This window comes from Psychrobacter sp. DAB_AL32B, assembly GCF_002224105.1.
Classification (GTDB): domain Bacteria; phylum Pseudomonadota; class Gammaproteobacteria; order Pseudomonadales; family Moraxellaceae; genus Psychrobacter.
In genome coordinates, this window is record NZ_NEXU01000116.1 from 1 (window position 1) to 23,767 (window position 23,767).

Here is a 23,767-nt window from a genome sequence, read left to right on the forward strand (position 1 = left end):
TAGTGGTTTGCGGACCTTTACAATACCTATAAGTTGCCGAGCCGATGGCTGAAATAAGGCGGTGTAGTACGATGGGTGTTGGCTTGCCGTATGCGATGGCAGCGAAACTTGCTAACCCTGAGCGTGATGTGGTTTGTATTACCGGTGAAGGCTCTATTCAGATGAATATCCAAGAGTTATCAACCTGTTTACAGTATGATTTGCCAGTTAAAATTCTAAACTTAAATAATGCGCAGTTGGGCATGGTGAAACAGTGGCAAGATATGCTGTATGAAGGTCGTCATGCGCATTCTTATATGAATTCTTTACCAGACTTCGTAAAACTGGCTGAAAGCTATGGTCATGTCGGTATCAAGATTACTGATCCTGCGACTATGGAAGCACAGTTGGCTGAAGCCATGGCAATAAAAGATAGATTGGTATTTATTGACGTTTATGTCGATCGTAATGAGCATGTGTATCCGATGCAAATCGCTGGGCAGACGATGCGTGATATGTGGTTAACAAAAGGGGAGCGTACCTAATGCAACAACAACATCTGATTTCGGTATTGATGGAAAACGAAGCGGGTTCGTTGTCGCGAGTGGTCGGTTTGTTCTCTCAACGTGGCTATAACATCGAAACTTTAAACGTTGCGCCAACAGACGATCCGAGTATTTCTCGCTTAACGTTAACCACCATTACTTCACCTGAAAAAATAGAACAAATCACCAAGCAATTGCATAAATTGATTGAAGTGGTTAAAGTGCTTAATCTATCAGATACCGTACACGTCGAGCGCGAGTTGATGCTAATCAAAGTACGTGCGACTGGCGGTGTACGTGAAGAGATCAAACGCAGTGCAGACGTTTTTCGCGCACAAATCGTTGACGTAAACGCCAGTCTATATACGATTCAAATCGTCGGTGATAAAGCTAAGCTCGATGGTTTTATTGATGTGATTGGTCGCGAGCGTATCATGGAAGTAGTGCGTTCAGGCGTGATTGGTATCGCTCGTGGCGACAAAACGCTAAGCTTATAATCAGCGTTTACTGTATTTAAAATATTGTATTTCAAACTTGTTTATTCAACATTAACATAGCGCTTATCTCACCAATCACCTTAAAACAGTGACTGTAATTTAAGTGTTTATTTATCCATGGCACGCCATGATTTAGGAAAAGGACTCTGTTTATGAACGTTTATTATGATAAAGATTGTGATCTATCAATCATCCAAGGTAAGAAAGTTGCTATTATTGGTTATGGTTCACAAGGTCATGCGCACGCGCTTAACCTACAAGAATCAGATGTCGATGTGACCGTCGGTCTACGTGCAGACTCAGGCTCATGGAAAAAAGCAGAAAACGCTGGCTTGAAAGTTGCTGAAGTTGCCGATGCGGTAAAAGCGGCTGACGTTGTCATGATTTTGACGCCTGATGAGTTCCAAAAAGAGCTATATCAAAATGAGATTGAACCAAACATCAAGCAGGGCGCAACTCTTGCCTTTGCTCATGGTTTTGCCATTCATTATAACCAAGTAGAGCCGCGTAGCGATCTTGACGTCATCATGGTTGCGCCAAAAGCACCAGGTCACACAGTACGTAATGAATTCGTAAAAGGTGGCGGCATCCCAGATCTTATCGCTATCTATCAAGATGCTTCTGGTCAAGCCAAACAATTAGCGCTATCTTATGCTGCTGGTGTTGGTGGTGGACGTTCAGGTATCATCGAAACCACGTTTAAAGATGAAACTGAAACGGATCTTTTTGGTGAGCAAGCAGTATTATGTGGCGGCGCAGTAGAGCTAGTAAAAATGGGCTTTGAGACGCTAACAGAAGCCGGTTATGCGCCAGAAATGGCCTACTTTGAGTGCTTACATGAGCTAAAGCTTATTGTCGATTTGATGTATGAAGGCGGTATCGCTGACATGAACTATTCAATCAGTAACAACGCTGAGTATGGCGAATATGTAACTGGTCCTGAAGTTATCAATGAGCAATCACGTGAAGCGATGCGTAATGCGCTAAAACGCATTCAATCTGGTGAGTATGCGAAGATGTTCATCTCTGAAGGCGCAACGAACTATCCATCAATGACCGCTCGTCGTCGTAACAATGCAGAGCATCAAATTGAAATCACTGGCGCTAAGCTACGTGGTATGATGCCTTGGATCGGTGGTAACAAAATCATCGATAAAGACAAAAACTAATTTGATATCAAGTAATTAATAATTGATTAATAAATTATTCTAAAAAAGCCCACGCTATTAATGATAGCGTGGGCTTTTTATTGATAGATATTTTTATATGCTTCGGTCTGTCATGGTTGAAAATCTATAACATCTGCCTAATATAGGCAGACATTGTTATATTTATTAGTAGCGTATTCATTTAATTAGCGCTCTTATTATCGACTATCTTTGAGCTATCAATGCCAAGGATTCTCTCATGCTTCTTTTCTATAGATTACAGGTTGTCTGTTGTGCAAATATCTTATCCTGATTGGCTAACGCCGCAATTCGTATATATTACTCTTAGCGCTGTAGTCGCAGTTTTAATTTGGATAGAAGGGGAGATGCTCAAAAAAACCGATGGCAAACTACCCCAATCCAAGTTTTTTCAAATCAGCTCACTTCTAGATACCTCATGGTTTTTTGTTTCCGTTGTGATGTTATACGTGATTGATCTAACGCCGTTGGCGGTTGCTGTACCTGCCGCTTATGGTATTTATACGACTTTTGGCTGGATATATGGCATGCGACTGTTGAAGCGTAAAGGCATTCCCGAATCTCCTAAAGATTTGGTAATACCCGCCAAATATATTGCCTATAGCCAGTCATTTTCGCTGATATTTTTTGCGTTATGTTTATTGGTATTAAGCTCACCATGGTTACCTATTCCTCAGTAATTTTCTTTGTTTAATTACAAAGTAGTGAGCTTCAGTCGTATGGTCTATTGCGTTAGATAGTTTATCTATATTCAAAATATAAAGATATGTTTGATAAAAAACATCTTTCATATCAATAGATTATGTAGTCTTCACTTACTATTATAATTTCTCAAAACGGATTTTAATAGGTTACAAAAATCATCAATATAAGCTGTTGCGCTTATGAAAAGCTGTTATAATCAGATTGTACTCAAAGGATTTTAGGTGAAAACGTTAAGGTATCTTCAAGATGGTTTGATTGTTTTGACCATTGCATTTAGCAGAAAATTATTTGGGTACATATCAATTAATCGGTGATGACACACGTCTCGCCAACAGTTAAAGAGTTAGGAAAATTTATGTCAGATAAAGTTGAAGGCACTGTAAAGTGGTTTAATGAAGCTAAAGGTTTTGGTTTTATCGCTCAAGACAATGGCGGACAAGACGTATTCGCTCACTACAGCGCTATCCAAGGTGGTGGTTTCAAGACCCTAGCCGAAGGCCAAAAAGTGTCTTTCATCTTAGGTGATGGCAAAAAAGGCCCACAAGCTGAGCAAATCGAAGCTATCTAATCTAATTTGTTATTGAGTAAGCTGATTGTTAGCAAGCTTAATTACAGTAAGATTAATCAATAGTCATTGATACCTTTGTTTGTTAAAACAATAAAAATACTGTTTAGACTTTAAAAAAGAGCAACCTCTGATCAGGTTGCTTTTTTTATGACATTTTTTCTTGTGAGAATAACGAGATGTTGTTGTAGGTTTTTTGCTATTACTAGCCGCAAATTTCTATCAATACTTCAAAAATTTAATTTCAGCGGCATTTTATGCTTTTAAAGTAAATTGACTATATTGCTCAAATATTCCTAACTGCTAAAAAATTATCAAAGAAATAAATAATAACAAAATGTTAATTAGTCACAGGGCTGTGAATGCTATAAATATACATGGTATCAGCGAGAGAAAATTGCAAAATTGTGCGCTTATAACTATTTATTATAGAATAGTGACAAATTTATGACGCATTATTCACGGCGTTGTCTTGACCTTATGACTGTGCTCACGCAATATACATAGGTCTGATAATAACGGTTGGCTTAGCTTTAGCGGATTTTATGAATATGGGATATGATACTAATACGCTTTTAGTATTGGATTTTTTTCTTCATTAACTATTTTTTGCTGATGCAGTAACAACCTTGAGTAGCATTTTGAACGACGATTTGAAGCAAAATTTGAAAGACAGTTTAGAAGATATTTTGAAAGAAAATGAACCTTTGGTTCTTAACTGACAATTTTTTAATTCATAACATTAATAAACGAGGAACGTATGAAAGCATTAGTAGCGGTCAAGCGTGTCATTGATTACAACGTAAAAGTTCGTGTAAAAGCTGATAACTCTGGCGTAGATTTATCTAACACTAAAATGTCAATCAACCCTTTTGATGAAATTGCAGTAGAAGAAGCGGTTCGTCTAAAAGAAGCCGGTGTGATTGATGAAATCATTGTTGCATCAATTGGTCCAAAAGAATCACAAGAGCAGATTCGTGCTGCTTTAGCATTAGGCGCTGATCGTGGTATCTTGGTATTGACTGATGACAAGCCTTATCCACTACAAATCGCTAAAATACTTAAAAATATCGCTGAATCTGAGTCAACTGATATTATTCTATTGGGTAAACAAGCGATTGATGATGATAATAACCAAACTGGTCAGATGCTAGCGGCATTGATGGGTATAGGTCAGGGTACGTTTGCTTCAGAAGTGAAAGTTGAAGGCGATAAAGTCAATGTGACGCGCGAAATCGATGGCGGCTCACAAACGGTTGCACTTGATTTGCCAGCGGTTATCACCACTGATTTGCGTTTGAATGAGCCACGTTATGCTAAATTGCCTAACATCATGAAAGCAAAGAAAAAGCAGCTTGATGAAAAAACGCCAGCTGATTTTGGTGTTGATATGGCTTCTAAGCAAGAAATTATCAAAGTCGTGCCACCTGCTGATCGTAAAGCTGGTATCAAGGTGGGTTCAGTTGACGAGTTGGTCGATAAGTTAAGAAATGAAGCAAAAGTAATTTAATATTTTGCTACGGCATATCTGGTACAACGTTATTATGTCTAAACTGTTTTTTATTCAAATTAGGCGTAAAGTTACTTTGTACACCAACAACCGCATGAATAGATGATACGAATAAATCAAGGATAAAAACAATGGCAATTTTGGTATATGCAGAACATGACAATGCCAGTCTAAAAAAGGCAACTTTAAATACTATCGCTGCTGCTAAGCAAATAGGCGGCGATATCCATGTATTGGTCGCTGGTAGTGGCAATCAAGCTGTCGCTGACGAAGCGGCTAAAGCTGAAGGCGTGAGCAAAGTACTGTTAGCAGACAACGCTGCTTATGAACATCAATTGGCAGGTAACGTGGCATTATTGGTTGCGGACATTGCTGGTGACTATAGTCATATCCTTGCACCAGCCACAACTACTGGTAAGAATTTTCTACCACGTGTTGCAGCATTACTTGACGTCAGCATGCTATCAGAAATCTCTGCTGTGGTAGATGCACAAACATTTGAGCGTCCTATCTATGCTGGTAACGCGACAGCAATAGTTAAAACCTCAGAAGATAAAGTGGTATTAACCGTACGTACTACCGCCTTTGATCCAGTAGCAAGCGAAGGTGGTTCAGCTACTGTCGAAACTATTGATAATGTTCAAGACCTTGGTAAAGCAAGCTTCGTAAATGAAGAGATGGCTAAATCTGATCGTCCTGAATTGACCTCAGCAAGTATCGTGGTTTCTGGTGGTCGTGCACTAGCAAATGGTGAAAACTTCACTAAGTACATTGAACCATTGGCTGATAAACTTGGCGCTGCTGTTGGTGCATCACGTGCTGCAGTTGATGCAGGCTATGTACCAAACGACATGCAAGTCGGTCAAACGGGTAAAATCGTTGCACCAGATTTATATATCGCAGTAGGTATTTCAGGCGCTATTCAGCATTTAGCGGGTATGAAAGACTCTAAAGTCATCGTTGCTATCAACAATGACCCAGAATCACCTATCGCTAGCGTTGCAGATTATTTCTTAGAAGCGGATTTGTTTGCAGCACTACCTGAGCTAACCAGTAAGATTTAATCGTTATTTAGTAATTAAATATAAAAAACCCGCTATTATTTGTAGCGGGTTTTTTTATATTTAACTTAAAAAGCGTGTTGCTGATTTAGTTAAATGATATTAGCTATAATGTCTTTGACGCAGAGTCTCATATAAGCATAGCGAGCCTGCAATCGCTACATTGAGGCTTTCTTGTCCATTAGGCTGTGGTAGGGCGATAGGTGTAGCGCATTGCATCAGCTCGTCACAAACACCTTGACCTTCATGTCCCATAATCCAAGCGATTGGTTTCTTTAGGTCATGTTGATAAATGACTGTATCGGTATGTGAGCTGGTTGCAAACAGCGGCGTTTGTACATGGTCTAAAATATCTTGCACACTTAAATCTTCATAAATAGTCAGCGCAAACTGTGCGCCCATGCCTGCTCGCAATGTCTTTGGCGACCAAGCTTGAGCGGTAGCACTAGTACAGAGTATGGTATTAATGCCAACGGCTGCTGCGGTACGTAGCAGGGTGCCGACATTACCGCTATCTTGCACATCATTGAGAACCAGACAATCATTGTTAATTATTGATAAACTGGGCGTTGGTACTTTAATAATTGCCATGATATCGATGCCAGTGCCCAAGCTCCGAATATTCTCGTACAGTGAATCTGACAAAATTAAAATCGGCGTATAGGTTGGCAGACGAGTTAAAACTTGCTGAACTTCAGGATGATAATGCGCTGATTCAGCTAGCAATATTTGCACAAACGGGTAGTCACTACGCAGGGCAGCATCGATAAGGTGGACGCCCTCAATGACTGTTTGGCCTTGTTTTTTGCGTTGACGAGCTTGCGTCAACAAGCCCTTTACTAGCTTGACCGTCGTATTCTTATCTGAGGTAATAAGCTCAGTGGGATTTGCTACCATAGTGAATCGCTTAGAAAAAATGTAGAGTATGTGAACGATTCGTATAAAGCTGTTATTTATTTGACTCTATACGGCTCGTCCTCAAAGTGTGCTTAGCTGACTTATTTATCAGCATAATTTAAATGTAGCTCTTTAATATAATCGACTTCATTTTTGCTACCAAGTACCACAGGGATACGCTGATGGATATCGGTTGGCTCTATATCTAAAATGCGATTGACCGCATCAGTTGCAGCGCCACCAGCACGTTCAATCAAAAGGCTCATCGGATTGGCTTCATACATTAAGCGTAATTTACCTACTTTATTAGCATACTTCGTATCAAATGGATAAGTAAAGAGACCACCGCGACATAAGATGCGATGCACGTCACCAACCATTGCTGCAACCCAGCGCATATTAAAATCGCGAGCACGTACACCTGTTTCGCCAGCGATGAGCTCATCGATATACTGTTGCATCGGCACGCGCCAGTAGCGGTAATTTGACGCGTTGATGGCATATTCGCTGGTATCGGCATCGATTTGGATGTTTTCTTGTATCAGTACATACTCATTCGTGTCTGGGTCTAGGCTAAACATGACGACACTATCTGTGATGGTCAGTGCTAGGACGGTAGAGGTGCCGTATAATAAGTAACCTGCTGCTAGCTGCTGATTGCCAGCTTGTAAGAAATCACTATTTTCACTGGTTTGACCTTGGCGCTGATACGGTAGAATAGAAAAAATAGTACCAACGGCCATGTTGATATCGATATTTGATGAGCCATCAAGGGGATCAAATAGCACCAATAAACTGCCATCAGCATTGGCAGGAGTAGCATCATCAAGCTCTTCTGAAGCAACACCCGCACAATGTGCATTTTTTGCCAAAGCGTCTAACAATAAATCATTGGCCAGTACGTCTAATTTTTTTTGATCCTCACCTTGGACGTTTTGATTGCCAGCTTCACCTAAGATATCTGCTAAAGCACCTTTTCTAAGTAGCTGTGAAATAGTCTTACCAACGTCAGTAACGGTAGTAATGACGTCATTAAGGGCAGGATTGGTTGCATGAGTTTTTAAATAGTTTGCTAGGGTCGTCATAATGCTTCCTAATAAATGGTATTGATGAATGAGATTTAAAGTTAAAGAGCAAGTGAGTGCTTAAGAAATGTGGGAGTTAGTATTTAATACCCCTAAATCTGGCAAATTATTAAATAGCCTGTACGGCATCTTTGTCCTGACCATAAAATCAGCTACACTATATGTATTATTGTTTATTGATATTTTTGGGAAGCTTATTTTCGATCGTGGTTATTACAGCTTTACTTATATTGCTTAGCAGATGGCTAAGTCTATTTTATAGGGCTGGTGTCATTACGGTAAATTGTAGCAAATAAGCGTCAAAATGTCCTTGTATCTGTGCATATCAGCTATAAATGCTCGAACAAAAATGAATAAATGATTAATATAGACTCATATAAACTCAAAATAAAGACTTACCATTATGTCAAATTCTATCGATAGTAATTCACTACCTCCTATTGCAGCGACTGAGTCTGCAAAATTTGATTCTGACACCATTCATCATAAGCTTAATACCTCGTTAAGTCGTCCGCAGCTTAATAGCGATGGTAGTATTCGTCATTTTTTGGGTGTAGAGGGTCTTAATAAAGCACAATTGCAGGCAATTATTGCAAAAGCTGAGACGTTTTTTGATGATAATGGGCAACTGATTAACCGTCCTGAGCTTGAAGGCTATACGGTAATGAATTTGTTTTTTGAGCCGTCAACTCGTACACGCACCACTTTTGAGGTAGCAGAAAAGCGTTTGGGTGCCAATGTACTGAATATCGATATTGAGCGCTCTAGCACCAAAAAAGGCGAAAGCTTGCGCGATACGCTGTGGAATTTGCAGGCTATGACGGCAGATATCTTTGTGGTGCGGCATTCAGCATCAGGTGCTGCCCATTTTATGGCCACAGAAGTGACACCAGATATTGCTATTATTAATGGCGGTGACGGCTGGCACGCCCATCCGACGCAAGGCATGCTCGATATGTTGACCATTCACCGTGAGGCGCCGCGCCCCTTTGAAGAGCTGTCGATCGCTATCGTTGGTGATATTAAGCATTCTCGGGTCGCACGCTCTGATATCAGTGCGCTGCAAACTTTAGGTGTGAAAGATATTCGTGTCTGCGCGCCTCGTACCTTATTGCCTAAGGGGATTGAGCGTTTTGGGGTGCAAGTTTATGAAAATATGAATGAATGCGTGACCGACTGTGATGTCATTATGGGATTAAGAATACAAAACGAGCGGATCGGCTCGCCGCTATTGGCATCATCGAGTGAGTATTATAAGCATTATGGTATTACCCCAGAGCGGTTAGCACTGGCCAAGCCTGATGCGCTAGTCATGCACCCAGGACCAATGAACCGCGGTGTTGAGATTGCCTCAAGCGTTGCTGATGGCGTGCAATCTGTGATTTTGAAGCAGGTTAATAATGGTATTGCTATTCGCATGGCGGTATTGGCATTGGCAATGGAAGGTCAACGCGCTCATCAAGCAGCTAGTAAATAATATCTGACCTAATATTTTGCTAGCCAATTTTATTCTTATTTATCCCATTTTATTGATACGGTAATAACGCTCATGGCTCACATTACAAATTTAGATGTTCATATGCACGACTTACTTCCAAAAGCATTTAAAGAATCATTGTCACAAATAGCCACGGCTCAGTTAGCAAAGCTGACGCGCGAGCGCGAGACATGGATATTACCACCGCTGGTAGACTTATGCGCCCGCTTACGTGAGCCAGGACAACAACAACATGGCACGTTGGAATCAGAAGGGCGAGCTGCCCGCGCCAATGGTTTTTTGCATGTGGTCATTCCGCCCGATACCAATCCTATCTTAGAGAACGGTTCACTATTAAAAGGTTTACGTGAGCGTGCGCTTGATGATGGCGGCATTTACTTACATATTTTAGGTGCCTTGACCGCTGGGTTAGAGGGCGAACGCCCATCTAACATCGCTGGATTAAAAAAAGGTGGCTGTATTGCCGTCTCTAATGCTCGCCGACCTTTTCGCAATGATTTGGTACTATTGCGTACACTCGAGTATGCCGCGACTTTTGGTATGAAAGTATTCTTTTATCCTGATGAGCCCAGTTTGTCTGGAGATGGGGTTGCGCACGAAGGCTACATCGCCTCCTATCATGGGCTACAAGGTATTCCATGGATTGCTGAAACGGTCGCTTTATCTACCCAGTTATTAATGGTTGAAGAAACCGGTATTGCTGCTCACTTTAGTCAATTATCGTGCAAGTCTTCAATCGAGCTGATGCGCTGGGCAAAAAATAAAAAACTGCCAGTGACTTGTGATGTGGCCATGCATCAGCTGTATTTAACCGATGATAATTTAGAAGGCTTTAATTCTATGGCCTATGTACTGCCGCCACTGCGTAGTAATACCGATCAAAAAGCGCTACTTCGCGGTTTAAAAGACGGCACTATTGATGCGATTTGTAGTCATCATGAGCCATTGAACAGTACGGCTAAAAAAGCGCCGTTTGAAGAAAGTACACCAGGTATCTCAAACTTTGATACTTTTATGGCGCTAGCTTGTCAGTTAGTTCGTGATGAGGTACTGACATTAGAGCAATTGGTCGATAAAATCTGTCTTAATCCTGCAAAAATCGCCGGTATTAGCGAGCAATATGAAAATATCGGTGGCGCTGTGTTGGTCGACCCTAATTTAGAGTGGCAAGTGACCGCGGAAACGATGCAATCTAGTGGTAAAAATACCCCTTTCTTTAATCAGCAGCTGCAAGGGCGCGTTGTGGAGACTTTCTTTGGTTAACTGGTCTGGTCAGGACGATAATCAGCGACATAAAAAGAGCGAGTCTAGCGAATCTATTAAAGCCGTTGCGATCTATGAGGTTGTTAAAGGTATCGGTGCGCTATTAGGGGCTATTGCATTATGGCAGTGGCATAAAGATATGGAGCAATGGTTGTCAACGGCCACCCACTCTTGGCGACAGTATTTTGGTCAATTGCTCGCCCCACAAGTTGATAGCGCTGTAGAGATCGCACAGCAGGCCAGTAAAAACTGGACAGTGTTTCTATTAATAATATTTGCTTATGCCAGCCTGCGCTTCATTGAAGCATATGGATTGTGGCAAGATAAGACTTGGGCCTATTGGTTTGGCGTCATAGGCTATGGAATATTTATTCCTATTGAACTGTATTATCTGATTGTCAGCCCGTTCGACTGGTTTAAACTGGGTATTTTAGTTCTTAATATTATTATTGTCATTGTGGTTTATCGTAATATGAAGCGTAAAGGCTTGATATAACGTCACTTTCCGATAAGGATTTTTACTAAATAATGAGTCTTTATTAGATAATATTGCTTTGACGATAATAATAAAAGCCAGCATAAAGAGAACATCTTTAGTGCTGGCTTTTTATTATTTGAAATCACTGTGTATTTTTCGACTTAAAGTACAATGTTATTATTTTTCTAAACGTCCAATGTTTTTTTATTAACAGGAGAAATAGTTTTGGCTACTTTGCCGACACTTAAACCTTGAATTAAGATAGAGAACACCACTACAGCGTAAGTTAATGCTAGTAAAACATCGCGCTCAGTTCCTGTAGGCAGCTGTAGTACTAACGCGACAGATATACCACCGCGCAGACCACCCCATGTTAATACTTTCCAAGCGCCTACTGGCAGATTAAGTTGGTGTCTAAAGGTCCTAGTGGTCATGCCTACCACGATCAGCCGAGCAAGTAGGGCGATGATAATGGTCAATCCTGCGGCAATAAATAAATTACCAGAATAGGCAATTATCACTACTTCTAAACCAATTAAAACAAACAAAATCGCATTTAAAATTTCATCAATTAATTCCCAAAATAGGTCAATATAGTGACGTGTCTTATCACTCATCGCCAATTCCCGCCCGCGATTACCGACCATCAGTCCCATCATTACCATTGCCAAAGGTCCTGATAGATGCCAATGACTGGCAAGTGCGTAGCCCCCTATCACGCCCGCTAGTGTTAATAACACTTCTTCTTGATAGCTATCGATACTTTTGAGCATGTAATATAAGATTGCCCCAAGTGCTAAGCCAAAGATAATACCGCCACCAGCTTCAACTGCTAGCGTATGCGCCACATAATTGGCAGTTGGAATATCACCGCTAGATAAAATTCCGAGTAGTATCACAAAAATCACCACGCCAATACCATCATTAAATAACGACTCGCCAGCGATAACAGTTTCTATACTCTTAGGTGCGCCTGCTGATGCCAAAATACCCATCACGGCAATGGGGTCGGTCGGTGATATCAAGGCACCAAATAATAAGCACCAAATAAATGGCAGAGCGAACCCTAAAAGCGGTAGCATAAAATAAATGGCGGTGGCAATGAGTACTGCTGATATGACAGTACCCAAACAAGCAAGGATACCAATGGGTAGCTTATAACGCTTTAAGTCACCAATATTGACATGTAAGGCACCGGCAAATAGCAACATCGAGAGCATGCCATCGAGTAATACTTCGGTAAAATCAAGCTGGTTTAATAAGCTGATCTCATAATCTATGAGCTGATCAAAGCCTAAAAAGCCTAAAAATATCGCCCCAATAGATAATAATATAGAGATGACCATGACACCGATAGTGGTCGGTAGACCAATAAAGCGATGATTCACATAAGTCAGTAGGGCAGTGATAGATAAAAAGATAGCACTGATTTCAAGTACAGTCAGACTGGTTGCAGATGCCATAAAAAAAGTCTCAGATGAATATAAAAATGATTCTAACCCTAAAATCTGTAAGGGTTAGACAAAATGTTAGTTTTGTTGTTTGTCTGGTTTTTATGTTGTCTACGATTAATATTGATATGAATAACAAAAAATTCCTATAAATAATAAAATTTTATCTTGATTGCCTCTGTAGTGTTTTATTAATTTGCGCATCAAACTGACTAATATATTCAAAATGTTGATGCTTAGCATTATTACTATGAATAAATTGTCTCGCTTCATAAGACATTGCTTTGAGATCTGTTATTAACTCTTCATAACTCAGGTTTTCTTCTCCTGCGCGTTCAATCAGTGTGAGCTCATGTAATAGCGCTTGCTGCTGAGCGTTATTCACACAAGCGTAATTAAGATCGGTCATAGCCTGACATAATGCCTTTAATACCATTAAATCAGCCGTCGCATAACGCCGTATCTCACCAAGAGAGGTATCGATAAAGGCAGCTATCGTAGGGTTTTTAGTAACCACAGCCAATATTGCGACTCGCTGCTGATTGACTAGAATGTCAGATTCATTTTGGCTATCGCTATCATTCTTGTCATCAGATGGTATATAAAAATGATAAGGGCTTGGCGGCTGACGTTGCATCATGACACTCAAGCACGTGGTCAGTGATTGAACACAATTGACCGCCGTTTTTGGATCATTTATACCAGGAGATAACGCCCGCACTGCGACTTCAGTGACTTGTCCTAAACTATAAGCGATATCATTAGAGTGCACGGACTGGCGTTCAAGATGGATACAAGTATTGAGTCGCTGCCAAAATAGCCCATCTGGCGCGCGTGGGAGAATAGCTAAGCCAAGAGTTTTAGTTTTTTGTAGGTGACTATTATGATCGGCAGGACGCTGATAAAAATGACCGATGACATTCTTATCGGTAACAAATTGACCTAAGCTGGTATGTAGCTGTACTACACCGCCATAATCTTGCGCCAAAGTGATCAGCGACTCTATATAAATTTGCTGTAGATAGCCTGAGCTTGGCGCGATGATAGCGGTCGCTGTCCAAGATTGGAAATGCTCAACATCGTGATGCGTCACATCACGTTGATGCTGAATCTCACAGCTGTCCTTATACCAGTAATGAATATTTCTAAGCGCCTCATTACTGGCACCGTGAATGACATGCGATGCCTGTATAGCATGTACCATATGCTGAACAAAATAAACCAATAATAAGGCACAAATGATGGCCATGATAATAGCAAAAGTTACCGATAATTGCGGTACACCAAAAGCCACATCATATTTATGAATAGATTTTAAAACCAATAAGCTGTAACTAAAAGTACCAATAAATGCGCCTAGTACGAACTGATTTGGCGTATCGGTCAGAAAGTTACGTAGCAGCCGTGGACCAAATTGCGATGAGGCCATCGATAAGACGGCAATAGTAATCGAAAAGGTCGTTCCTGCGACACCAAGTACTGCGCCTGCAATCGCGGTCATAATCGCGCGTGCGGCCTGATCGTCGCCAGTAAATGCAAAGCTGATCTCTCTGACTGTTTCACGATCAAAATGTTCATCAATGGTAACGAGTATGGGCGCAAGTAAGATGCCTACCAGCACACAAGCTGTTGGAATAAACCAATAAGAGCCAAGCAATTGCTGCCATAAGTTTTTTAGGCGGTCAGGTAAATTGGTTAGATTTTGTAGTGACCATAGCTGTAGGAACTGCCTAAGTCTGTGCTTAATTGCCGTTAGAATCTGTTTAAGCAAGCTGGTTTTGGGGTCTTTACTCAACGTTGTCAGCTCCAAAATTCATACTACTGTCTTACTTCGATGCCAATCAGAAAAATAATAATACACTTGGCACAACAAAAGCGCTTAAAAGTAAATTACCTTATCATATAGAGTTACGCTATCAAAAATTTAATAAAAAAATAAGCCCCTATTAATAGGAGCTTATTTTTAGCAGGATAAAATTTTTAATAATGGAGGATTTTAATGATGGAAAGCTCTAATAGTATCAAACTCGAATTCTGAGTTAACACAGTTCATTACTGATTCCAGCCACCATTATCATTGTAAGTAAGCTTCCGTGTTATCTGTTAACTGAAAAGATTGTCAATCCAAGTGCTTATCGCGGTGCTTACTTTTGCTAGTACTGACGGCTCTTCTGTACTGTCCATACTTAATGACCGTGTTTGCAAATTATCCATCGTTACTGGTTGTTTTTGCAGACTATCTACGATTAACGGTAGATTGTTACCAGCTGTCGCTAAGATAAAGCTTGGGTTTTTGGTCAGCGTTGTCCACTTCTGGTTCCAACCACCGTTACAGTTGTAAATAATCAAGCTTCCGCGATTATCTACTAAATGACCAGTTCGTAAATCAAAGCATTTGTTGCCTTGTTTGATTTGGTCGGTACCATTCATCTCCCAAACTTGCGCTGGTGAGTCCAAGCTACAAGCGCCCAAATTAACCCAAGAACCTTGTTCCGTCAAACACTGATCCAATGCCATTTTACTATGGATTTTACCCTTAAGATCGTAAACCCACTGTTCAGAGTCATCACCAGTACAGCCACTTGGTCCGCTAATAAAGCTATTTAACTTACCATTTTCTAGTTTTTCAACTTTTAGACAGTTGTTGCCGTTACGTATAGTAGCAACATTTTCTAAAGGTTTGTCATCTTGTAGCTCTAACCATTTCACAAACTGCTGAAATTCGCTGAGTGCTTCAGGCTCTTTCTTGATTAAATCAGTACGATAGACATTGACCCAACGGTTTAAGCGATAGATGGTTTCTTGCTGCTGCTCATAACGCTCTAATGTTTCCAATGCTTGCGGGCTGAGCTCATCACGATACTCTTTATAAGAATCATATAATAATTTGCCATTGGTATTTAAAGTAACCGTCGGATTTTCTGCTTGAGCGATGAGCTGCTGTTCTAAGCCCGGTAACTCTACCTTTCTTAGTGCCGTATAGCCATGTTCTTTACCAAAGGTAACCGCTGGTCTGATAGGGTCACTATATTGACGAATATCAATTGTCGATAGCTGTACTTGTGCTTCATTGGCCTTTTTACAGTACAAATCCACTTTTTTCGGATCTTCAGCAATCGCTAAATTGACATGGAATTTATTGGCATTGCCATTCATCCGATTAGGGGACAAGGCAATATTATTAACCGTACTATTACTATAAGTGACGCTCAACCAGCAGCTTGCCGCTTCTAGCGAGTTATTTGGCGTAGGTAAATCAAAAACATTACCCCAGTTACCGCGTGCCTCAGGATAAATGATCCCTTTTTGCGCCACAGGATCATAACCGCCTAAGATGGTGAAAACCGGCACACCTTGTAAGCGTGCTTTTAAGTAATTACCGTCGGCACTGTTGTACCAAACATTACCAGATCTCGGTACTTTAGGCTGGATTACTTCCATCTTTCGGAGTTCGGCATTCCATTTCTTATAGCCCGTCGGTGAATCAGCGTCAAATACCGCCCGATCAAATGCTGGCTGTATTTTTATCTTGGTGCTGTAACCGGTGTAATGGGTGTAGTCTGAATAAGCGCCACTCTGTGAGCCGCCAGACATCGCGTCACGGCCGTAGCCATAGGTGGCTAAGAAAAGAGGTTTGCCACTGAGACCATCACCTTCGACTTGTCGCGGCCAGTCTAAGTTACCGCGCATTTTGTTTCTAAAACCATTATAGCCCCAGCCGCTGTCGGCATGATGCTCGGCCCAGAAATAATCGCCGCCCGATGCACCAGGGTAATGGCCTAAGCCATAATGATGGCCGATTTCATGACTAAACTCATTCCTGACCGAATCGATAATGGTCAGCATGCCATTACCACCACTTAAGCCGTGGTTATGTTCGCCATTGGCATATTTACCGCGGGCATGGTGGGCATTGACGTTTTGAGTCAGCTGTGGCTGTTCTTGGCTGTGTAGCGATGCGCTAGTCACGCCCCAATTGGCTAAGTTTATGCCGACACCAAAGGTTGCTTTTGCGGTATTTTCACGCATATCACCATTATACATGCCACCGTCTGAGCTACTCACCGAATCATAAATGGTGCCATTGCCCACCATCACTCGATCAAGCTTCATGTCATCATATACAGCAACGGTCATTTGTGCCGCTGGAATGGTTTGGAAGTAGTCTGAACCGGCTCTTTCTGGGTCACGTAACATGTAGTGACCCCAAGATTGAGGCGGAGCAGTCAACATACCTAAACGGATATTGGTTAATACCAGCTCGCCAGGTGCAGCAAAGTCTATTTTATCTTCTAATAAATCACCGCTACGCTTCTTCTCATCCACAATGCGGATTTTAAGACCACCTTCTACCTCATTCCATTTGAGTTTGGTCGACCATGCGCGATTACTGTAAGAGACGCGAGGACGTTTGTCAGTATTGGTCTGATCAGTGGCTGGGATTTGAGTTGGTTCGGCTAGACTGACGCTCCGTAATAAAGCCCCATCCTTATAAATCTCTGCCACAAGCTTATCAATGTCACCCATCTCAAGAGTAGGCGTTACCAATAAAAGTGCTTCTTTTTCTGCGGTTAGGCGCGGCATGTTTTTTGCTTCATTGCCCTGCGGATCAACAGTATGATTCTGGCCAAACTGAATCATGGCTTGGAAAGTGCCGACTAAGTCTGGACGGATATCTCGAATCGCTCCTGCTCTGCCAGCGTGGTCAAAAAACCCTAATAAATAGGCATCAGTGATGTCTTTCTTTGGCTCTGGGTATTTGAGTTGTGTACTTGGCCCAATTGGTGTTGAAGGAATACTTGTTACCGGCGGCGTTACTGCTGGTGTAGTGCTTCCATCACCTTCACCACAAGCTGCAAGCAGAATAGCGATGATACCGATACTTAATGCTTTTACGGGAAATTTTATTGTTGTTTTCATTTAAAGCCCCTCATTAATATAATGAGGGGCAATATAACAGTTATGTTGGTATTATGTACGACATTTGTTTTTTATATAACAATAAGTTTTCTTTAGTGGTTGTCCTAGAGATTTTCAATTATAAGTTAATTAAAAAACCTTATTCATTCTTACTCTTATAGCATTCAATTAGATGTCGGATTGTCTGCTTCAGTAATAATATCGCCTCTATTGCCCGTTTTACTGGCATCTGCACGAGCTTTATCACTAATAGTATCTTTAGGAATGATAATTTCATTGTTACGCTCATCACATTCTATGTCGCTGTCCTTATCATAAGCGACAGGGTCAAAGCGAGGTGTGTCATCGTTAATATCTGAATCTTCTTGAGATAAGCGGCTAGGTGTCGCAGCGGCAGATTTTCTAAAAAGTTTGGCTTTATTGTTTTTAGAATTTTCGTCTTCATCATTAGCAGATTTTTTGCGCGGCTCACTGTGGGCAAAGATAGCATTTAGCGGCACATCCAATTGTTCTTGAGCATAAGCTTCCGTATTTTCAAAACGATTTACCAATAGGCTTAGCCAAGGTTTTTGGTCCTCGGGACTCATCTCGTCAAGCTCATCTTTAATGGGTAATGGATAAGGCAGCGTACGATAAAAATCCCATAACGTCATTTTACTCAAATCTTTTTTGAGCACATAATCATCCTCTTCTGTCATGGTGATTAAATTGCTGTCTTGTAGATAATTGATATAGGTATACCACTTTGGTAGCTCTTTACGCCCCAATACATTACGCAGCGCTTGTTCGCTAACGGCTTCACCTTTTAAATGATGGGTATAAACTAAATTTAACATATCGAGCAAACTTAGTAGTGGATGGCGTGGGTAGACTTCTTCCGTCTCAAAAATAGTCAAGGTATAGCTAATTTCAACCCCTAATAGAATTAGATTCCATGACAGATATATCCACAATAAGAAAATTGGCAATGCAGCAAATGCGCCATAAATGGCTTCATAGCTGGTAAAGTTCGCCATCACCGTACCAAAAAGATGCTTCATCAGCTCAAAGACAATCGCTACAAAAATACCAGCAATCGCGGCGTTTTTTACAGGTACACGCGCTTTTGGGATAAACCAATACATACTAATAAAACCAGCGATCGTCACTCCAACTGATACTATCTGTACCCAAAATGACCAATCGATACCATAGCCAGCAATTTGACGATTTAAGAGGCTCAGGCTTTGTACGGCACTAGAGGCGATAAATGCCGTACCCAATACTAGCGGTCCCAGCGTGACTATTGTCCAATAGCGCAGCATGCTTTTCATGCCACCAGAGCGATTTTCTACCCGCCAAATTTGGTTAAAAGCGCGCTCAATAGTCGTCAAGGTCATAATGGTCGTAAAAAACAATACCATTGCCCCAATGATGGTTAGATTTGATGATTTTTCAGCGAAGTTATTGATATATTTACTGACCTGCAAGCTCGATTGTGGCAGCAAGTTACTGTAAATGACTTCGTAAATCTGTGCTCTGACAGAAGATAGCGCCGGTACTGAAGACAAAATCATCAATAGCACCGTTAAGATAGGCACAATCGACAATAAGGTCGTATAGGTCAATGATGCGGCTTTTTGCTGGCAGTTGTCTTCAAAAAAGTGCCGAGTTAAAAAGCGTAGGAACTGAAACCAACGTTGATGTAGAAAGGGTATTTTTTTTAGTAAGTTTTCCATAACGACCATTTAGCAGAAATAATAGAGTGCGAATAGTGTAACAAAAATGGCCTGTCTGAATCTGCGGGTTAATTGTGTCAAAATGCATAATAGCGTTTTGAGGTTTAATTATCTTTGAGGTTTAATTATCATAATGTCGCTGATGAAAATGTTAGACAAAGCAGTTATATCGCCTAATAGATTTAATGAGTGACTACGCCGAGTGTGAGGGTTTGTTTGCATGTCAGTGAATGACTCGGGCATAATGTACACATCTATTCATCATGCCAATCATTTTATAATAATTACGATTCGCTATATTACTGTTAACGATTTTATAAGGAAGTTTTGCTAATGAGTCAGACCGCCCCTTATGTTTTGGTGCTCTATTATTCAAATTACGGTACGACTAAGACATTAGCATATGCTATCGCTCAGGGTATTGAAGAGGCGGGCATGACCACGCGCATTCGCACGGTGCCGACAGTTGCGCCTGAGACCACATCGAGTAAGCCTGCGATACCAGATGAAGGTGATCTGTATTGCACCATGGAAGATCTAAAAGATTGCATGGGTCTTGCGCTTGGTAGTCCAACGCACTTTGGTAATATGGCCGCGCCTATGAAGTATTTTTGGGATAATACCGTCACGCTATGGCTCGCTGGTAATCTACAAAATAAACCAGCAGCGGTATTTACTGCAACTGGTTCAATGCATGGCGGGCAGGAGACGACGTTGCTGACCATGATGATGCCATTGCTGCATCATGGCATGCTGATTGTGGGTGTGCCTTATGCAGAGCCAGCATTAAATCGTACCCATCGTGGTGGCTCGCCTTATGGGGCAAGTCATGTCAGTGGTGCGTCACATGATCAGCCTGTGTCCGCTGATGAGCGTGAACTGGCTATTGCTCAAGGGCGCCGTTTAGCGATTAGTGCCAAAGCTTTAGCACAAGCAAACTGGCGCTAAACGGTTTTATTGACAAGGAAACATAGCTCTCTAATGCCAAATACTTCTGATCGTTCCAATCAAACACCTACTGCAAAGACTGGTAAAATTATTAAACCTAGTAAGCCTATTACGCCCATCCGTCAGCGCTTGATGGTGACTTGGCTGGTTTGGCTAACCTTTAGATTGCTTGCTTTGCCTATTTTGATCAATGTCTTTAATATCAGTAGCCCTGACATTGTCGGCGGTATCGCATGGCAAGCGCTATGGCTAGTACCGGCATTTATCTTAACGCCGTCGATACTACGCGGACGTTCACCCTATGCGCTATTGATAGACAGCATGTTTACTTTAGTATATTTAGGGGCAAGTGGGGTCGTATTATTCACACGTGCTTATGGCAGTAGCTGGGCAGAAATTGCCGTATATTTCATTGATTTCGTCCTGTTATTTGCCATTAACGTCTGGTTGTTTATTTTGTTAAAGCGTCTACCTTCTATGAATAATGTTGTTAAGTAACCTAACCTCGTTAGCTGCTCAATTAATTTCATTTTTATCAGTTTAACCACAAAAAAGCGGCGCTCTATTTGGAGCGCCGATTTTTTGTGGTGATATTATTTTTTAGAAATACTTTTATTAATTAACCTTAGTCAATTCTAAGTCCATCTTTTTACCGTCGTTAATTTGGCTTACTTTTACGGGTAAGTAATCTAAGCTTGGTGCCAACCAAAAGCTGGTCGAGCGACTATTGTCATCATGGATACGGTCGACACGTACCGTATCAAAGGTACCCGCTGGAACTGTTATCTTGGTATTACCAGATTTTTTAAACGGTGTTTTTTCTATCTTATCGTGTTTTGCCATGTAGTAATTGCCAGAGAATTTACCATTTAATAAGTCTTGGCGAATTTGCACCTCAAGACTTAAGTCATCAAAGGCTTGTTGTGCCATCGTCATGGTTGTCGACTTGCCTCTATAGTTACTCACGACTTTTTTGCTACTTGGGTTAAAGTCCAGTTTATGCGTACGACCGATGCCCAGTAGTTTATAAGTGGTACTGGCTTGGGTTGGAATAACCGCATTACCGTTAACAGTGAAGGTACTGTGTTGTGCAGCACTTGCCACACCAGCGACCCGTGCATTGACATCATATTTCCAAGTATTGCCTGATTTGTTCAATGTACGCGTGGCTGTCCCTTTATACTTGTCTTCTACCGTAAAGCTATAGTTGGCGCTTGATGGTTGAATGGTTTTTGCGCTGGCAAGAGTAGGTGCGGTCATACTTAAAGCTCCGATAGCCGCTATGCTGGCTCCAGTGGTCAACATGGTTAAAAATTTAGACTTAGCATTTTTTTTGTCATTATAATTGGTTGTTAATGGTTTTTTATTCATAGATGAAAAACTCATAGATGTTCCTTAATAGATTGATATCAGATAGCTTAATAAGTCGATTCTATACTTAGGGTGATTCGATATTACTGCTAACTTTTATTGGATTCACAATGCCTATAATGGTCATACTCTGTTACATTTTCAAGAGTAGAGATAGATGCTGACGTTTGGCTCTTGTAGCCGATGTTACTATGATAGCTGCTACTAGGACTATGAGTAACTTGCTGTAAATCTAGTAAGAATAGGCGAGTAAAACAACGATTGATTCTACTAAATATCGCAATCATTTAATACTTTTATGGGAATCCACGGCTTTATATTAACGCTTTTATTTCAGAGCGCTTTAGCGATTCGCTATTACTTATCGATAAACGCTGCATTAATTAAGAAATTCTTGTAAATTTTTGGGCTTTAGACTTGAAGCCCACTGTCCATGCCCCCACTTTTTGAAACAAGCTCAACGCTTATCCTTATTATGCTACTTTTGAAAAACGGCTTTTGCAGATAAAGGTGTTGAGACATTCAAACCAAATAAATTCTTAATTTAATTAACCAACTTATTGGAGACATATTGATGAATATTCGTCCTTTACATGATCGTATTGTTGTCCGCCGCATAGAAGAAGAAACAAAAACGGCTGGTGGTATTTTATTGCCTGGTTCTGCTCAAGAAAAGCCTTCACAAGGTGAAGTGCTAGCAACTGGTAACGGTCAGATTCGTGACAATGGTGAGACTCGCGCATTAGATGTAAAAACTGGCGACAAAGTTTTGTTCGGTCAATATGCTGGTCAAACCGTGAAAGTTGACGGCGAAGAACTACTTATTATGAAAGAATCTGATGTATTGGGTGTGTTAGAAGGCTAGTCCTTTTTGAGTGTTTTTATACTCAGCGCATTTTTGACAATATCATTGAAACATTTAATTGCATTCTCATACTTATCATAGTGGAGTAATTTAACATGGCAAAAGACGTAAAATTCGGCATTGATGCCCGTAAACAAATGATGGATGGCGTGAACATCCTAGCAAATGCAGTAAAAGTTACTTTAGGCCCTAAAGGTCGTAACGTGGTTATCGATAAATCTTTTGGCGCACCAACCATTACTAAAGATGGTGTTTCGGTTGCTAAAGAAATCGAGCTTGAAAACAAATTTGAAAACATGGGCGCTCAATTAGTCCGTGAAGTCGCTAGCCGTACAAATGATGTTGCTGGTGATGGTACGACGACTGCGACCGTATTGGCTCAGTCAATCTTGCAAGAAGGCATGAAATCAGTTGCCGCTGGCATGAACCCAATGGATCTTAAGCGCGGTATTGATAAAGCCGTGCGTGCTGCTGTTGAGCAAATTCATTTGCTATCAACGCCAGCTGATGATTCAAAAGCGATTGCTCAAGTTGGTTCTATCTCTGCCAACTCAGACACCAAAATTGGTGAATTGATTGCCCAAGCGATGGAAAAAGTCGGTAAGCAAGGCGTGATTACGGTTGAAGAAGGTTCAAGCTTTGAAGATACCTTAGAAGTAGTCGAAGGTATGCAGTTTGATCGTGGTTATATCAGCCCGTACTTTGCTAATAAGCAAGACAGCTTAACGGCTGAGTTTGAAAACCCGTACATCTTGCTTGTTGATAAAAAAATCAGCAATATTCGTGAAATCGTACCATTACTTGAGCAAGTAATGCAGCAAAGCAAGCCTTTATTGATTATTGCTGAAGACGTAGAAAACGAAGCATTAGCAACCTTGGTTGTTAACAACATGCGTGGCGGCTTAAAAACTTGCGCCGTTAAAGCACCAGGTTTCGGCGATCGTCGTAAAGCCATGCTAGAAGATATCGCAACGTTAACTGGCGGTACCGTTATCTCTGAAGAGATTGGTCTGAGCCTTGAGACTGCGACCCTAGAGCAATTGGGTACTGCGAAGAAAGTCACTATCGGTAAAGAAAATACGGTAATCGTTGATGGCGCTGGTAACACCGCTGATATCGAAAATCGTGTTGAATCTATCCGTCGTCAAGTTGAAGAGTCAACGTCTGACTACGATAAAGAAAAGCTTCAAGAGCGTATGGCTAAACTGCTGGCGGCGTGCCGTT

General features: G+C 41.1%; 20 protein-coding genes and 1 pseudogene. 14 read left to right on the top strand and 7 right to left on the bottom strand.

Features of this window, described 5'->3' with window-relative positions:
• Window positions 1–15: 15 nt before the first annotated feature.
• From CAN34_RS12675 to CAN34_RS12705, 7 genes and pseudogenes are all read left to right on the top strand, one after another.
• Window positions 16–524 (top strand): annotated as a pseudogene (locus tag CAN34_RS12675) (thiamine pyrophosphate-dependent enzyme); the annotation flags it as partial.
• Window positions 524–1,021: an acetolactate synthase small subunit gene (gene ilvN, locus CAN34_RS12680; RefSeq protein WP_079691018.1), complete on the top strand. Its 498-nt coding sequence runs from the start codon at window positions 524–526 to the stop codon at window positions 1,019–1,021. The pseudogene CAN34_RS12675 and the gene ilvN, both read left to right, overlap by 1 nt.
• 152 nt (window positions 1,022–1,173) lie before the next feature.
• Complete coding sequence (ilvC, locus tag CAN34_RS12685; RefSeq protein WP_079691019.1) at window positions 1,174–2,190, top strand: ketol-acid reductoisomerase; 1,017 nt, start codon at window positions 1,174–1,176, stop codon at window positions 2,188–2,190.
• 272 nt (window positions 2,191–2,462) lie between these two features.
• On the top strand, window positions 2,463–2,888 hold the full coding sequence (locus tag CAN34_RS12690) for a hypothetical protein (protein WP_089555942.1): 426 nt from the start codon (window positions 2,463–2,465) through the stop codon (window positions 2,886–2,888).
• 380 nt (window positions 2,889–3,268) lie between these two features.
• Window positions 3,269–3,481, top strand: a complete 213-nt coding sequence (locus tag CAN34_RS12695) for a cold-shock protein (RefSeq protein WP_010196799.1) — start codon at window positions 3,269–3,271, stop codon at window positions 3,479–3,481.
• Between the two features lie 757 nt (window positions 3,482–4,238).
• On the top strand, window positions 4,239–4,988 hold the full coding sequence (locus CAN34_RS12700) for an electron transfer flavoprotein subunit beta/FixA family protein (RefSeq protein WP_089555925.1): 750 nt from the start codon (window positions 4,239–4,241) through the stop codon (window positions 4,986–4,988).
• A gap of 131 nt (window positions 4,989–5,119) precedes the next feature.
• On the top strand, window positions 5,120–6,052 hold the full coding sequence (locus tag CAN34_RS12705; RefSeq protein ID WP_089555926.1) for an electron transfer flavoprotein subunit alpha/FixB family protein: 933 nt from the start codon (window positions 5,120–5,122) through the stop codon (window positions 6,050–6,052).
• Between the two features lie 99 nt (window positions 6,053–6,151).
• Here CAN34_RS12705 and CAN34_RS12710 read toward each other — a convergent pair whose 3' ends face one another.
• Together CAN34_RS12710 and CAN34_RS12715 are read right to left on the bottom strand one after the other, a co-directional pair.
• Complete coding sequence (locus tag CAN34_RS12710; RefSeq protein WP_089555927.1) at window positions 6,152–6,946, bottom strand: RNA methyltransferase; 795 nt, start codon at window positions 6,944–6,946, stop codon at window positions 6,152–6,154.
• Window positions 6,947–7,047: 101 nt separating this feature from the next.
• Window positions 7,048–8,031 carry a class 1 fructose-bisphosphatase gene (locus CAN34_RS12715; RefSeq protein ID WP_089555928.1) on the bottom strand — a complete coding sequence of 328 codons (984 nt, stop codon included), beginning with the start codon at window positions 8,029–8,031 and terminating at the stop codon, window positions 7,048–7,050.
• Window positions 8,032–8,434: 403 nt separating this feature from the next.
• Between CAN34_RS12715 and CAN34_RS12720 the strand changes: the two genes are divergently transcribed.
• The 3 genes from CAN34_RS12720 (at window position 8,435) to CAN34_RS12730 (ending at window position 11,288) form a co-directional block, all read left to right on the top strand.
• Window positions 8,435–9,508 carry an aspartate carbamoyltransferase catalytic subunit gene (locus CAN34_RS12720; protein ID WP_089555929.1) on the top strand — a complete coding sequence of 358 codons (1,074 nt, stop codon included), beginning with the start codon at window positions 8,435–8,437 and terminating at the stop codon, window positions 9,506–9,508.
• Window positions 9,509–9,610: 102 nt separating this feature from the next.
• On the top strand, window positions 9,611–10,792 hold the full coding sequence (locus CAN34_RS12725; protein ID WP_089555930.1) for a dihydroorotase: 1,182 nt from the start codon (window positions 9,611–9,613) through the stop codon (window positions 10,790–10,792).
• On the top strand, window positions 10,785–11,288 hold the full coding sequence (locus tag CAN34_RS12730; RefSeq protein WP_254423188.1) for a DUF2127 domain-containing protein: 504 nt from the start codon (window positions 10,785–10,787) through the stop codon (window positions 11,286–11,288). Before CAN34_RS12725 ends, CAN34_RS12730 begins: the two co-directional genes overlap by 8 nt.
• 167 nt (window positions 11,289–11,455) lie before the next feature.
• Here the strand turns inward: CAN34_RS12730 and CAN34_RS12735 are convergent, their stop codons facing one another.
• The 4 genes from CAN34_RS12735 to CAN34_RS12750 form a co-directional block, all read right to left on the bottom strand.
• Window positions 11,456–12,733 (bottom strand): sodium:proton antiporter, encoded by a 1,278-nt coding sequence (locus tag CAN34_RS12735; RefSeq protein ID WP_089555932.1) that lies wholly within the window; start codon window positions 12,731–12,733, stop codon window positions 11,456–11,458.
• A 151-nt stretch (window positions 12,734–12,884) separates the two neighbouring features.
• Window positions 12,885–14,516: a DUF2254 domain-containing protein gene (locus CAN34_RS12740; protein WP_254423189.1), complete on the bottom strand. Its 1,632-nt coding sequence runs from the start codon at window positions 14,514–14,516 to the stop codon at window positions 12,885–12,887.
• 308 nt (window positions 14,517–14,824) lie between these two features.
• Window positions 14,825–17,641: a M66 family metalloprotease gene (locus tag CAN34_RS12745; protein WP_089555934.1), complete on the bottom strand. Its 2,817-nt coding sequence runs from the start codon at window positions 17,639–17,641 to the stop codon at window positions 14,825–14,827.
• Between the two features lie 164 nt (window positions 17,642–17,805).
• A complete protein-coding gene (locus CAN34_RS12750) occupies window positions 17,806–19,359 on the bottom strand; it encodes a YhjD/YihY/BrkB family envelope integrity protein (protein WP_089555935.1) in 1,554 nt (517 codons plus the stop codon).
• Window positions 19,360–19,692: 333 nt separating this feature from the next.
• Here CAN34_RS12750 and wrbA point away from each other — a divergent pair, with 333 nt between their 5' ends.
• Window positions 19,693–20,307: an NAD(P)H:quinone oxidoreductase gene (gene wrbA / locus CAN34_RS12755; protein WP_089555937.1), complete on the top strand. Its 615-nt coding sequence runs from the start codon at window positions 19,693–19,695 to the stop codon at window positions 20,305–20,307.
• 33 nt (window positions 20,308–20,340) lie between these two features.
• The gene (locus tag CAN34_RS12760; protein ID WP_254423190.1) at window positions 20,341–20,805 is read left to right on the top strand and encodes a hypothetical protein; all 465 of its coding nucleotides are present in this window, start codon (window positions 20,341–20,343) and stop codon (window positions 20,803–20,805) included.
• Between the two features lie 117 nt (window positions 20,806–20,922).
• On the opposite strand, the gene CAN34_RS12765 is transcribed toward CAN34_RS12760, so the two are convergent.
• Window positions 20,923–21,693: a DUF3108 domain-containing protein gene (locus CAN34_RS12765; RefSeq protein ID WP_089555938.1), complete on the bottom strand. Its 771-nt coding sequence runs from the start codon at window positions 21,691–21,693 to the stop codon at window positions 20,923–20,925.
• 556 nt (window positions 21,694–22,249) lie between these two features.
• Between CAN34_RS12765 and CAN34_RS12770 the strand changes: the two genes are divergently transcribed.
• Both CAN34_RS12770 and groL read left to right on the top strand, forming a co-directional pair.
• A complete protein-coding gene (locus CAN34_RS12770) occupies window positions 22,250–22,543 on the top strand; it encodes a co-chaperone GroES (protein ID WP_041757514.1) in 294 nt (97 codons plus the stop codon).
• Between the two features lie 95 nt (window positions 22,544–22,638).
• Window positions 22,639–23,767 (top strand): chaperonin GroEL (groL, locus tag CAN34_RS12775; RefSeq protein WP_089555940.1); only part of this gene is annotated, 1,129 nt, incomplete at its 3' end.

Excerpts from the sequence above, each read along its gene's own strand:
- ilvN (WP_079691018.1), top strand. The coding sequence starts at position 524 with ATGCAACAACAACATCTGATTTCGGTATTGATGGAAAACGAAGCGGGT.
- ilvC (WP_079691019.1), top strand. The coding sequence starts at position 1,174 with ATGAACGTTTATTATGATAAAGATTGTGATCTATCAATCATCCAAGGT.
- CAN34_RS12695 (WP_010196799.1), top strand. The coding sequence starts at position 3,269 with ATGTCAGATAAAGTTGAAGGCACTGTAAAGTGGTTTAATGAAGCTAAA.
- CAN34_RS12700 (WP_089555925.1), top strand. The coding sequence starts at position 4,239 with ATGAAAGCATTAGTAGCGGTCAAGCGTGTCATTGATTACAACGTAAAA.
- CAN34_RS12705 (WP_089555926.1), top strand. The coding sequence starts at position 5,120 with ATGGCAATTTTGGTATATGCAGAACATGACAATGCCAGTCTAAAAAAG.
- CAN34_RS12710 (WP_089555927.1), bottom strand. The coding sequence starts at position 6,946 with ATGGTAGCAAATCCCACTGAGCTTATTACCTCAGATAAGAATACGACG.
- CAN34_RS12715 (WP_089555928.1), bottom strand. The coding sequence starts at position 8,031 with ATGACGACCCTAGCAAACTATTTAAAAACTCATGCAACCAATCCTGCC.
- CAN34_RS12720 (WP_089555929.1), top strand. The coding sequence starts at position 8,435 with ATGTCAAATTCTATCGATAGTAATTCACTACCTCCTATTGCAGCGACT.
- CAN34_RS12725 (WP_089555930.1), top strand. The coding sequence starts at position 9,611 with ATGCACGACTTACTTCCAAAAGCATTTAAAGAATCATTGTCACAAATA.
- CAN34_RS12735 (WP_089555932.1), bottom strand. The coding sequence starts at position 12,733 with ATGGCATCTGCAACCAGTCTGACTGTACTTGAAATCAGTGCTATCTTT.
- CAN34_RS12745 (WP_089555934.1), bottom strand. The coding sequence starts at position 17,641 with ATGAAAACAACAATAAAATTTCCCGTAAAAGCATTAAGTATCGGTATC.
- CAN34_RS12750 (WP_089555935.1), bottom strand. The coding sequence starts at position 19,359 with ATGGAAAACTTACTAAAAAAAATACCCTTTCTACATCAACGTTGGTTT.
- wrbA (WP_089555937.1), top strand. The coding sequence starts at position 19,693 with ATGAGTCAGACCGCCCCTTATGTTTTGGTGCTCTATTATTCAAATTAC.
- CAN34_RS12760 (WP_254423190.1), top strand. The coding sequence starts at position 20,341 with ATGCCAAATACTTCTGATCGTTCCAATCAAACACCTACTGCAAAGACT.
- CAN34_RS12765 (WP_089555938.1), bottom strand. The coding sequence starts at position 21,693 with ATGAGTTTTTCATCTATGAATAAAAAACCATTAACAACCAATTATAAT.